This is a genomic window from Micromonospora echinospora (genome assembly GCF_014203425.1).
In the GTDB taxonomy this organism is placed as follows: Bacteria; Actinomycetota; Actinomycetes; order Mycobacteriales; family Micromonosporaceae; genus Micromonospora; species Micromonospora echinospora_A.
In genome coordinates this window covers 6946993-6958688 of the sequence record NZ_JACHJC010000001.1, presented here as the reverse complement: position 1 = coordinate 6958688, position 11696 = coordinate 6946993, and the positions used below count along the sequence as shown (strand labels likewise).

Genomic DNA, 11696 nt, shown 5'->3' with positions numbered 1-11696 from the left:
CGCGCATCCGGATTACCGTGACCCGCGCTCGCGGCGGCGCCGATCTGAGGGAGACTCACAGCCGTGGTGACCACACTGGCGATCGACTGCGGTGGCGGCGGGATCAAGGCCTCCGTGCTGGACGCCGCCGGGACCATGCGCGCCCGGCCGCTGCGCGTGCCCACGCCGTACCCGCTGCCGCCCGGCCTGTTCGTCAAGACGCTGCTGGATCTCGGCGCCCGGCTGCCCACGGCGGACCGGCTCACCGTCGGCATGCCCGGCATGATCCGGCACGGCGTCGTGGTGGCGACGCCGCACTACGTGACCCGGTCCGGGCCGCGCAGCCGCGTCGACCCCGAGTTGCTGGCCGAGTGGTCCGGGTACGACGCGCGCACCGCGCTGGGCGAGGCTTTCGGCGTACCGGCGCTGGTGTTGAACGACGCCGAGGTGCACGGCGCGGGCGTGGTCGCCGGGGCCGGCTGCGAGCTGGTGCTGACACTCGGCACCGGGCTGGGCAGCGCGCTGTTCGACGGCGGGGTGCTGGCCCCGCACCTGGAGTTGTCGCACGCGCCGGTGCGGTGGAACACCACCTACGACACGTACGTGGGGGAGCCGGAACGGCGGCGCCTCGGCGACGCGTTCTGGTCCCGGCGGATCCGGCAGGTGGTGGACGGCCTGCGGCCGGTGTTCCGCTGGGACCGGCTGTACCTCGGCGGCGGCAACTCCCGGCTGATCCGGCCCGAGCAGGTGGCCCGGATGGGCGACGACGTGGTGATCGTCCCGAACACGGCCGGAATCGTCGGCGGTGTCCGGGCCTGGGACCTGGTCGGCGGCCGGTACGACCCCACTGCCTGATCTTCGCCTCGCAGGAACACTCGCGCTCGCGCCGGTGTTGTGTCAGCGTCGGACCAAGGTCTGGCGCGACACGAGGAGGTGGGTCGAGTGGATCTTCTGGCGGAGTACCGGCGGGCGACCATGTTCTTCGAAGCGGGTGACGCGACCGGAGCGGCCCGGCTGCTCGAACCGATCATCGAGGCCGAGCCGGACAACTCCTCGGTACGGCAGCTGCTGGCCCGCGCCTACTTCCAGTCGGCCCAGCTCAACCGGGCCGAGGTGCAGTTGCGCGCGCTGGTCGACCGCGACCCGAGCGACCACTACGCGCACCACGTGCTCGGCCGCACGCTGGAGCGGATGAACCGGCCGGCGGACGCGCTGCGGCACCTGCGCATCGCGGCCGCGATGTACTCGACGAACACCGACTACGCCACCGCGCTGCGCCGGGTGGAGGGCAAGGTCGGTCGTTGACGGATCACGCGGAAGGGCAGCCCGGGCGGGCTGCCCTTCCGCGTACCTAGGATGGGAGCGTGAAGCTCAAGCTCGACCTCCACGACATCTACAACAAGGGCCACGACATCGACCGTGCGCTGCGCGGGATCATGGACGAGGCGGTGGCGAAGAAGGCCACGCTCGTGGAGATCATCCCGGGCAAGGGGTCGGGCGCGCTGAAGAAGAAGGTGCTGCGCTTCCTCGACCAGAAGGACGTGAAGCAGCTCTACCACCGGGTCGAGAAGGACTCGAAGAACTTCGGCCGGCTGTTCGTGCACTTCCGCTGGAAGTAGGCCGGCGGTTCGCCGCTTGAAGATCGGTCGCAGCCGTGGTCACGCCCGCCGAGGGGGAACCGGAAGTCAGCTCAACTGGCCGTACCGTGCAGGTGGGTGACCAGCCGACGGTATTCGTCCGGCGTGCCGATGGCGGCCCGATGGCCCCGGTGGGCGACGTAGTGGTCGATCACGGAGGCGAGGAAGCGCGGCTGGACGCTGTCGACGGGCATCGCGGGGCGGCCCACCAGGCCACGACGCCGTACCAGCGTGGGGTTCCCGAGCCTCAGCGGTAGCCGCAGGAGCGACCGCATGTCGTTGCTCGACGCCTCGACGCGCGGCTCGGCCTCCCACGGGATCATGCGCGACCCGAGGAGTCCTGTCGTGCGTACGCCGTCCGGGCTGAGCCGCACGCTGTGCCCGCTCCACACCGCGGCTACCAGCAGCGCGATCAGCACGAGCCAGGGCAGGCTCACGAGGACGTCGAACGTTGTTGCGATGCCCGCCTCTGTGGAACGCAGGTATGCGCCGACGGTCGCGGAGGACTGGCCGAGTAGGCCCAGGGTGAGGAGAACCCGCCACGCCGGGACCGGTGAGGCGAAGGCCGCGCTCCGCGGCAGCACCACCAGAGTGGCGGACCGTGTACCTATGTTGATGATCGCAAGGAGCAGGAAGGCCAGAGCGAGGAGGAGGAGCGGGAGGGACGACGCCCGCGCCACGTCTGGCGCGTAGCCCATGGCGGCGGCGTTTCCGCCCGCCACCAGCACACCTGTCACCAGGATGGGACGTCGGTGCCGTGCCACGGCGGCCGAGATCGCGTCGATCACTCCCGCGACCCTACAACCGGGGTTCACCCCGTCTGCTGCGCCGAGGTGGCGACGCCTGGTCCGGGCGTCCGCCGAACATCCAGTTGCGCGACTCCACCTCGGCGTACCGGTCGGCGGCCAGCACGGCGCGTGCCTCGTACGGCCCGGTCGCCCGGACCAGCGCCGCAGTCCCCACCCACGTCCCGCCGTCGTCGGACAGCAGCGGCCCGTACGCGATCAGCTCGTCCTGCCGCTGCGGCAGCACCGGACCGGCGCCCTGCTCCGGACCGAGGCCGAGCACCAGGTACCGGTTGCCGCCGGTCCGGCCCCCGGGGAACTCCCACATGGTGCGGCCCAGCATGTTCGTCCACCGCCGCAGCATCACGTCCCGGTACGCGCCGGCCTGGTAGTTGGGCTCGTCGAAGGCGAACGCCCGGGCGGCGGCAGGGCCGGGCAAGCTCAGGATGTGCACGCTGCCGGTCGGCGAACCGTCGTCGGCGAGAGTCGGGCCGCGCGCGATCATCTGCTCCGCGTACGGGTCCATATAGGTCCAGTGTTCCTCGACGAGTTCACTCCGCAGCGCCATCGAGCCGTGCCGGTCCCGGTGGTAGCAGAAGAAGTCCATGGCCCTCAGCCGACCGGCTCGGTGGAGCCGTTCCAGCCGTTGCGGCCCTGCTGCGTGATCCGGCCGTCGGCGTACGTGTAGGACCAGCGCTCCTCGCCCTCACCCTCGAACCCGACGGTGCCGGACCGTACGAACGGAGCCAGCGCGACGTAGAACGCGGTGGCCTGATCCGACCACTTGGGGTCGTCCCGGCTCCGGCCGACCTCGATCCAGTCGCCGTCGCGGACGAACGAGGCCGCACCGACCCACGCGAGGTCGGAAAGCGTCTCGGCGGCGGGCTCCCGATCCGGGTCGAACCAGCCCTTCCGCCGCGCGCAGGTCGCTCGAACAGCGGCCACGGCGGCGACCTCGTTCCGCTCGGGCAGGTGCAGACGGCCGGCAGGCCACACGCTGTATCCCACGGCGTCGATGCTAGGGAGATCCACCGACGTATGCCGACCCCGGTACGCCGAAGTGGCGGTATCCCGGCGCGCGGATACCGCCACTTCGGCGAGGTGGTGTCGATCAAGCGGTGGTGTCGGTCAAGCAGTGGTGTCGATCGAGCAGGCCGGTCAGAGCGGGTACGTGCGTGCCACCGCCAGCATCTCCGAACTGTGCGAGCCGACCACTCCCACACCCGCCGGCCGGGGCCGGAACCCGGGCACGGAGGAGAGCCCGTCACTGGCGTCCATCGCGCGCACCGAGACAGCACCGCCGCGGGGCACGAGCGTCAGCGTGACCTCGACACCCTCCGGTGGCGGAGCGTGGAACACGACCCCGAATCCCCACTTGCCCTCGCCCGGCTCGACCGGCACGTCCCGCCCGGCCACCGAGGCGGACCGCACGGTGGCGGTGCTGGTGTCGACGTGCAGCGTGAGCAGGCGTACCTGCCGCTGCGGCACCACCCGCACCCGCAGCACGCGCTGGTCACGCGAGGGAGGGTCGGAGAAGGAGCGGGTGTCGGAGAGCAGCTCCACCTTCGGGGCGGGCAGGGGCGCGGCGGTGGCCGGTCCGCCGCGCAACTCGGTGGCGCCCAACCCGGGGAAGTCGTCGGCGATCGAGACCGTGCCGTCGACGTAGCCGTCGGTCCAGGGCTGCGGCTTCTCCTCACGGGTGAGCCAGGCCGCCTTACCGGTGCCCGCGTCGAGCGCGTACATCAGGTGGGTCGGCACGGGGTGCGCGGCGTCGAAGCGGTCCACTGCGAGGCCGACCCCGGCGAGCACCACCGCCGCCAGCGCGGCGGCCGCGGCGGGCAGCGCGCCGAGCCGGCGTGCGCGCAGCGCGAGCAGGCCGCGTTGGCCGCCGGCCCGGGGGTGCAGCAGGTCCACCACCGGGAGTACGGCGAGGCCGAGCAGCACCGCGACGAGCGCGGCTACCGCGCCCATGCCCATGCCGAGCGCGGGGAACAGCAGCACCACCGGAGGCAGCAGGATGACCACTGCCACGGCGGCGGCGAGCGTCACCGCGACCACCGGCCATGGTCCGTCGCGCCGGGTGGCGAGCGCCGCGAAACCGGCGAGCGCGCCGGCCAGCGCCGGCAGTGTCGTCAGGTACGCCCCGCCGGGCACCGCCACGGCGAGCAGCACACCGAACACGGCGAGCCAGGCCAGCCCGCCGAACGCCAGCGCGGCCGGGCCGACCCGGCGGCGCAGCAGCGCGTACCAGCAGAACAGCACCGCGGCGGAGAGCGCCACCACGGCGAGCCGGTACCAGACCGGGCGGTACGGGTCGAGCAGCTCGGCGTACCCGGGGCGGATCGTGGTGATCGCGGCCCAGAGCAGCCACGCGCCCAGCGGGGCCACGACGACCGGCAGCAGGGTCAGGCCGAAGCCGGCGGCGAGCGTGCCGGCGGTGGCCCGGCCCCGGCGGCGCAGGAGCCAGCCGAGCGCGCCGACGGCGAGCAGCGCGGCCACGGCGAGCGGCACTGTCAGCCAGCCGGGGTAGCTCACCAGAGCGCCGAACACCGGGAAGTAGGTGTCGTCGTGGCCCGCGCTCAGGTCGCCCAGGTCGGTACGGCCGAACTCGCGCGCCAGGCCGAGCGCGTTGTCGCCGTGCATCTGGAGGCTGCCCCGGTCCACCCGGGCCGGTACGTCCAGCGGGGTGTGGTAGATCGCGCCGCCGTCGATGTACGCCGAGTTCAGGCCCACGAACTTACGGTCGAGGAACGCGGTGAAGTCGGTGTCGTTCGGCAGCGCCCGGTAGATCTCCACCGCGAACGAGGTGCCTACCGGGTGCGGCGCGGCCTTGCCGAACACCTCTACGAGCTTGGCGTTGTTCCGGGAGGTCTCGAACATGATCACCGGGCCGGTGGAGCCGCGCGCCTCCAGGTTGAGCACCACCCCGCCGTCGCGGGCGAGCGGGTGGTCGGCGGCGAACCCGGCGGCCCCGCACAGGCACGCCTCCTCCGCGTCGGTGAGCACGAAGACGATGTCGTTGCGGGGACGCGGGCCGGTGGTGAGCGCCCGGGCCACCTCCAGGATCGCGGCGGTGCCGGCGGCGTCGTCGTTGCCGCCCGGCCCGGTCTGCACCGAGTCGTAGTGGGAGACCAGGAACACCTTTCCGGTCGGATCGGTGCCGGGCAGGCGGGCCACCACGTTGCGGACCCGGGCCAGCGTCGCCCCGCCGGCCGCGCCACTGAGCTGACCGGCCTCGGGAGCGACGGCGTCCTGCACCTCGGTCTCCAGGCCCAGCCCGCGCAGCGTCCCGACCAGGTGCTCGCGTACCCGGTCGTTGGCGGCGCTGCCTGCCACGTGCGGCTCGGCCGCGATCACCTCGACGTTCCGGTACGCCCGGGCGGCGCTGAACTCTCCGGCCGACGCGTCCGCCGGGCGCGGCGCCGGGGTGGAGAGGCCGACCAGGACGCCCGCCCCGACGGCGAGCAGCGCGGCCAGCGCGGCGACGGCGCTGGTCAGTCGGCGGCGGGGTTTGGTGAGCGCCCGGTCGGCGGGGCGGGTGGGGGGTGCGCCCACGGGGACTCCTCGGGGTGGATCAACGGGGTGGGCATCATCCTGCACCCCCGAGGGCCCCGGCGGCACTCCCCGTCGGTGCGCCGCCGGTGCGACAACGGTTGCCGCGTAACATCGTTTGTCGACCGGGCCGCTATGGAAGTGGACCGGTCACACGCTCCGCCGCACCGGCGACGTTCGCGTTGTGTGCGACTGTTGTCTGAGTCAGGATCAGCAGGGCATTCGGAAGGAGCCCGACATCACCAGCGAACTCCCCCGACTCGCGGCGGTGACCCGACCGCAGCGGGGTTCCGGCGCGTCGGGCGCCGCCTACGTGCCGTCGGCCGGGGCAGGGCTGCACCGTGGCGTGCCGCCGGGTGAGCGGCTGCGGGTGCTGCTGGTCGAGGACGACGAGGGCGACGCCTTCCTGGTCGGCGAGCTGCTCGCCGAGACCAACTCGATGATCGACCTGCTGGTGGCAACCAGTCTCAGCGAGGCCCGGCAGCGGGTGATGGGCGTGGACTGCGTCCTGCTCGACCTGGGCCTGCCCGACGCGCAGGGGCTGGACGGGCTGCGCCGGGTGCTGGAGATGGCCAGCGGCGCGGCGGTCTGCGTGCTGACCGGCCGCTCCGACGAGCACCTGGGCATCGTCGCGGTCGCCGAAGGGGCCCAGGACTACCTGGTCAAGGGCCAGGTCGACGGGGTCCTGCTGACCCGGGCGCTGCGCTACGCGGTGGAGCGCAAGCGGGCCGACGAGAACGCCCGCCGGCTGCGCGAGGTGGAGCTGCGCCAGGCCGAGTCCGCCCGCCTGGAGCGCGGCCTGCTGCCGCAGCCGCTGATGACCACCGACGAGGTGTCGGTGCACACGTTCTACCGGCCCGGCCGGCACGCCGCGCTCATCGGCGGCGACTTCTACGACGTGGTGCAGACCCAGCCGGACCGAATCGACCTGATCGTCGGCGACGTCTGCGGGCACGGCGTGGACGAGGCGGCGCTCGGTGTCGAGCTGCGCGTGGCCTGGCGGGCGCTGGTGCTGGCCGGGGTGCCGGACGACGAGGTGCTGCCCGCGCTGGAGCAGGTGCTGATGAGTGAGCGCCGCCTTCAGGAGATCTTCGCGACGGTGGCCACCACCCGGCTCGACCTGGCGTCGGCGCGGGCCACCGTACGCCTCGCCGGTCACCCGCCGCCGCTGCTGCTCAGCGGCGGCACTGTCGCGCCGGTGCCGGCCAAGGGCGGGCTGCTGCTGGGCGTACGGCCGCGGCGCCCGATCGCCTTCGACCTGGAGTTCGACACCGACGACTGGTCCCTGCTGATGTACACCGACGGCCTCATCGAGGGCCGGGTGAACGGCGGTGACGAACGACTCGACGTGCCCGGTCTGACCGACCTGCTCGCCGACCCGGCCAACCGGGCGGTGCCGCTGTCCGAGCTGCCCGCCTGGCTGGTGGGGCGCGCCGAGCAGATTAACGGTGGCCCGCTGGCCGACGACGTGGCGATGTTGCTGGTGACCCGCGGTAGCGGTCGGTGAACGGGGACGGGGAGGAACCGGTGAAGGCGTACCAGCAGGGGTGGACCCTGCGGCGGCGGGTGGCCGCGCTGCTCGGCGTGGTCGTGGTGCTGCTGCTCGGGCTGGCCGGCGCGGAGGCGGCGGTCGCCGCGCAGAACCGCCAGAACATCGACGCGGTGCTGCTCAAGACCGGTCCGCTGCGGGTGCACGCGCAGGAGCTGATGAGCGCGCTGCTCGACCAGGAGACCTCGGTGCGCGGGTACGCGGTGAACGGTGACCGCAGCGACCTGGAGCCGTACCAGGAGGGTGTGCGGCGGGAGCAGAGCCTCGTCACCTCGATCCGGGACCTCTCCGCCGACTACCCGGACGTGCGCCGGTCGCTGGACGTGGTGGAGCAGCAGACCGCGCAGTGGCGGAGCCAGGTGGCCGAGCCGGTGATCACCACGGTCGAGCGGGACGGCGCGGAGGCGGGCCAGGCGCTGATCACGGACGCGACACGGCAGCAGTTCGACGGCATCCGCTCGTCGGTGAACACGCTCCAGGACGAGATCCTCACCGTCCGGGAGGAGACCGCGGAGCGGGTCAACGCGACGAGCAACACGCTGGTCGTGCTGCTGATCATCGCCGCGCTGGTGGTGACGACGGCCGGCGTGGTCATGCTGCTCTCGCTGGACCGGATCCTGATCCGCCCGCTGGCCGCCCTGGTGAGCCAGGTGCGCGAGGTGGCCGACGGCGACTACCGGCACCACATCGAGGGGTCCGGGCCCCCGGAGTTCCGCCGCCTCGCCGAGGACATCGACCAGATGCGGATGAAGATCGCCCGGGAGCTGGACGAGGTACGCGAGGCGCGGGAGCGGATCGAGTGGGTCAACAGCCAGTTGCAGAAGCAGGCCGAGGAGCTGACCCGCTCCAACCGTGACCTGGAGCAGTTCGCCTACGTCGCGTCGCACGACCTGCAGGAGCCGCTGCGCAAGGTGGCCAGCTTCTGCCAGCTCCTCCAGCGGCGCTACGCCGGGCAGTTGGACGAGCGCGCCGACCAGTACATCGCGTTCGCGGTGGACGGCGCGCAGCGCATGCAGCGGCTGATCAACGACCTGCTGGCGTTCTCCCGGATCGGGCGGTTGACCACCGGCTTCACCGAGGTCGACCTGAACAAGGTGATGGGCGACGTGGCGGGGCAGACCGAGGCGGCCGTGCAGTACGCCGACGCGGAGCTGACCTGGGGCGAGATGCCGACCATCCGCGGCGAGGAGCCGCTGCTGACCAACCTGCTCGTCAACCTGGTCAGCAACTCGGTGAAGTTCCGCCGCCCCGACGTGCCGCCGAAGGTGCACGTGTCGGCGCGGCTGCTGGACGGCGAGTGGGAGATCAGCTGCCAGGACAACGGCATCGGGATCGAGCCGGAGTTCGCCGACAAGATCTTCGTGATCTTCCAGCGGCTGCACTCGAAGGACGCGTACCCGGGCACCGGCATCGGGCTGGCCATCGTCAAGAAGATCGTGGAGTATCACGGCGGCCGGGTCTGGGTGGACACCGACGCCGGCGAGGGCACCACGATCCGGTTCACGCTGCCCGCGCTGGACGCCGACATCGAGGCCGCCCGGGCGGCGGAGGCGGCGGACGAGGACGGGCAGGACGCCGCGGAGCCGGTCGAGGCGCCGGCCGCCGAGGGTGACCCGGCGGCCGTCGGGCGGCAGCCGGACGGCGAGGCACGCGAAGAGCCGCCCGCGGAGGCGGACCGACACGGTACAAACGGTGGCATGAAGGAGACGGTGGGATGACCGCGCCCGCGGACGGCAAGAGCCCGATCGAGGTCCTGCTCGTCGAGGACGATCCGGGCGACGTGCTGATGACCCAGGAGGCGTTCGAGGAGCACAAGCTCCGCAACCGCCTCACCGTCGTCTCCGACGGCACCGAGGCGCTCGCGTACCTGCGCCGCGAGGGCCAGTACGCGGACGCGGTGACGCCCGACCTGATCCTGCTCGACCTGAACCTGCCCCGCCGGGACGGCCGGGAGGTGCTGGAGGAGATCAAAAAGGACGAGGAACTGCGCCGGATCCCGGTCGTGGTGCTCACCACGTCGCAGGCCGACGAGGACATCCTGCGTAGCTACCAGCTGCACGCCAACGCCTACGTGACCAAGCCGGTGGACTTCGAGCGCTTCATCTCGGTGGTCCGCCAGATCGACGAGTTCTTCGTCAGCGTGGTCAAGCTGCCTCCGCGTGGCTGACCCGCTGCTGGACGATGTCGGCGCGCTGCTGAAAGAGGCGGCGGCCAAGGTCGTCGTGCCGTTGTTCCGCCGGCTCGACGCGGCCGACATCTCCGAGAAGGCGCCCGGCGAGGTGGTGACGGTCGCCGACCGCGAGGCCGAGGCGCTCATCTCCGAGGGTCTGCGTCAGTTGCTTCCCGGCTCGGTGGTGGTCGGCGAGGAAGCGGTCGCCGAGGACCCGGACCTGCTGCGGCACCTGCGCGGCAGCGGTGACGTCTGGCTCGTCGACCCGGTCGACGGCACCTCCAACTTCGCCGCCGGGCGGCGGCCGTTCGCGCTGATGGCGGCGCTGCTCACCGACGGCGCACCGGTCGCCTCCTGGGTGTACGACCCGCTGGACGGCACGATGGCTGCGGGCCGGCTCGGCGCGGGCACGCGGCTGGACGGGGCGACGCTGCGGACGCCGCAGGCGGAGCCCCGGGTGGGCGCGTTGCGCGGCACCGCGGCGACGAAGTTCCTGCCGCCGGACTTCCGCCGCCGCGTGGAGGAGGGCGGGCGCCGGATCGGTGAGCTGCTGCCCGGTCAGCACTGCGCCGGCCGGGAGTACCTGGACATACTCACCGGCGCGCAGCAGTTCGTGCTGTTCTGGCGCACCCTGCCGTGGGACCACACCCCCGGCGCGCTGCTGGTGCGGGAGGCCGGCGGCGTGGCCCGCCGGTTCGACGGCGCCGACTACCACCCGACCGACGAGGGCACGGGACTGCTCGTGGCGGCGAGTCCGGAGGTCTGGGACGAGGTGAGCGCCGCCCTGCTGGGCGGTTGAGCGGCGCTGTGCGACGGCCGCAGCACGCTGCGTCGACGTCAGCCGCCGTTCGCGGTCGCCGGCCTGGCGAGTCGCGCGTGTTCCGGTATCGTGACCGGCGGTCTCCGCCAGCAGGCCGCCGCCCGGCGCCGGCGGAGACGCCGCTCGGTGTACGGGGGCCGGCGGTCGACGGAAGGACCATCACGTGCCCAGGACCAGCTCTACCGCCCGGCGCGCCCGGCGGTCGCTGCTCGCCGCGCTCGCCGCGCTGGCCGTGCTGCTCGGCTCCGGCGTGGCTGCCGGGCCGGCCGCCGCCGTACCCAGCCCGAACGCCCCGAACGAGGGCGGCAGCAAGCAGCTGCGGGCGGCGCTCGAGGCCGCGGCGAAGGGCCACATCGAGGCCCAGAACAAGCTGGAGAACTCCAAGCGCCGGCAGAAGGCGCTCGACACCCAGCTCAAGGACATCGAGGTACGCCTCGTCGGGCTCAGCGCGCAGGCCGGCGAGGTGGCCGCGCAGTCGTACCGGATGGGCCGGCTGACCGCGACGTCGATGCTGCTGGCCAGCGCCGACCCGAACGACTTCCTCAAGCGGGCCGCCGAGCTGGACGTGATGGCCCAGCGGGACAGCAAGCGGCTGCGTGAGCTGGCCGACGCGAAGGCCGAGGCGGCCGAGGCGAAGCTCGCCCTCGACGCCGAGGTGCGGGAGCAGGCCAAGCAGGTCGCGGTGCAGGCCCGCAAGAAGAAGGACGCGGAGGTGGCGCTGGCGAAGGTCAGCTCCGGCGCCGGGTCCGGGTTCAACGGCACCTCCTCGTCGGCGAGGCCCGCGCCGCGCAACTCGGACGGCTCGTGGCCGTCGGAGTCCTGCTCGGTGGACGACCCGACGCCGGCGTCCGGCTGCATCACGCCCCGCACGCTGCACATGCTTCAGCAGGCCAAGGCGGCCAACTTCAAGCGGTACGCCTCGTGTCACCGCAGCGGCGGCGGCGGCGAGCACCCCAAGGGCCGGGCCTGCGACTTCTCCGCCGCCAGCGGCGGGTTCGAGGACAAGACCGCCACCGGTGGCGACAAGGCGTACGGCGACAGCCTCGCCGCCTGGGCGAAGAACAACGCGAACCGGCTCGGCATCATGTACGTCATCTGGTATCGGCAGATCTGGATGCCGAACACCGGCTGGCGGGCGTACAGCGGCGGCGGCAGCCCGGCTGCGGACCACACAAACCATGTTCACATCTCGATGTATTGACGC

General features: G+C 72.7%; 12 protein-coding genes. 8 read left to right on the top strand and 4 right to left on the bottom strand.

Annotated elements, in window-relative coordinates; genetic code table 11:
- Window positions 1-63: 63 nt before the first annotated feature.
- The 3 genes from FHU28_RS31435 to FHU28_RS31425 all read left to right on the top strand — a co-directional run bounded on the left by FHU28_RS31435 (window position 64) and on the right by FHU28_RS31425 (window position 1598).
- A complete protein-coding gene (locus tag FHU28_RS31435) occupies window positions 64-834 on the top strand; it encodes an ROK family protein (protein WP_184688766.1) in 771 nt (256 codons plus the stop codon).
- A gap of 87 nt (window positions 835-921) precedes the next feature.
- Window positions 922-1284 (top strand): tetratricopeptide repeat protein, encoded by a 363-nt coding sequence (locus FHU28_RS31430; RefSeq protein WP_184688762.1) that lies wholly within the window; start codon window positions 922-924, stop codon window positions 1282-1284.
- A gap of 59 nt (window positions 1285-1343) precedes the next feature.
- A complete protein-coding gene (locus tag FHU28_RS31425; protein WP_013288724.1) occupies window positions 1344-1598 on the top strand; it encodes a Smr/MutS family protein in 255 nt (84 codons plus the stop codon).
- Between the two features lie 71 nt (window positions 1599-1669).
- Here the strand turns inward: FHU28_RS31425 and FHU28_RS31420 are convergent, their stop codons facing one another.
- The 4 genes from FHU28_RS31420 to FHU28_RS31405 form a co-directional block, all read right to left on the bottom strand.
- Window positions 1670-2404: a PH domain-containing protein gene (locus tag FHU28_RS31420; protein WP_184688759.1), complete on the bottom strand. Its 735-nt coding sequence runs from the start codon at window positions 2402-2404 to the stop codon at window positions 1670-1672.
- Window positions 2405-2414: 10 nt separating this feature from the next.
- Window positions 2415-3008 carry a YciI family protein gene (locus FHU28_RS31415; protein WP_184688757.1) on the bottom strand — a complete coding sequence of 198 codons (594 nt, stop codon included), beginning with the start codon at window positions 3006-3008 and terminating at the stop codon, window positions 2415-2417.
- Between the two features lie 5 nt (window positions 3009-3013).
- Entirely contained in the window at window positions 3014-3409 is a 396-nt protein-coding gene (locus FHU28_RS31410) for a hypothetical protein (protein WP_184688755.1), read from the bottom strand.
- Between the two features lie 150 nt (window positions 3410-3559).
- Entirely contained in the window at window positions 3560-5956 is a 2397-nt protein-coding gene (locus FHU28_RS31405; protein WP_184688753.1) for a M28 family peptidase, read from the bottom strand.
- 265 nt (window positions 5957-6221) lie between these two features.
- On the opposite strand from FHU28_RS31405, the gene FHU28_RS31400 reads away from it, so the two are divergent.
- From FHU28_RS31400 to FHU28_RS31380, 5 genes are all read left to right on the top strand, one after another.
- On the top strand, window positions 6222-7460 hold the full coding sequence (locus FHU28_RS31400) for a PP2C family protein-serine/threonine phosphatase (RefSeq protein ID WP_184688751.1): 1239 nt from the start codon (window positions 6222-6224) through the stop codon (window positions 7458-7460).
- A gap of 20 nt (window positions 7461-7480) precedes the next feature.
- The gene (locus FHU28_RS31395) at window positions 7481-9220 is read left to right on the top strand and encodes a sensor histidine kinase (protein WP_184690071.1); all 1740 of its coding nucleotides are present in this window, start codon (window positions 7481-7483) and stop codon (window positions 9218-9220) included.
- A complete protein-coding gene (locus FHU28_RS31390) occupies window positions 9217-9669 on the top strand; it encodes a response regulator (protein ID WP_184688749.1) in 453 nt (150 codons plus the stop codon). The genes FHU28_RS31395 and FHU28_RS31390 overlap by 4 nt, the downstream gene beginning before the upstream one ends.
- The gene (locus FHU28_RS31385) at window positions 9662-10471 is read left to right on the top strand and encodes an inositol monophosphatase family protein (protein WP_184688747.1); all 810 of its coding nucleotides are present in this window, start codon (window positions 9662-9664) and stop codon (window positions 10469-10471) included. Before FHU28_RS31390 ends, FHU28_RS31385 begins: the two co-directional genes overlap by 8 nt.
- Before the next feature lie 184 nt (window positions 10472-10655).
- On the top strand, window positions 10656-11693 hold the full coding sequence (locus FHU28_RS31380) for a VldE C-terminal domain-containing protein (protein ID WP_184688745.1): 1038 nt from the start codon (window positions 10656-10658) through the stop codon (window positions 11691-11693).
- Window positions 11694-11696 lie beyond the last annotated feature (3 nt).

Excerpts from the sequence above, each read along its gene's own strand:
- FHU28_RS31415 (WP_184688757.1), bottom strand. The coding sequence starts at position 3,008 with ATGGACTTCTTCTGCTACCACCGGGACCGGCACGGCTCGATGGCGCTG.
- FHU28_RS31390 (WP_184688749.1), top strand. The coding sequence starts at position 9,217 with ATGACCGCGCCCGCGGACGGCAAGAGCCCGATCGAGGTCCTGCTCGTC.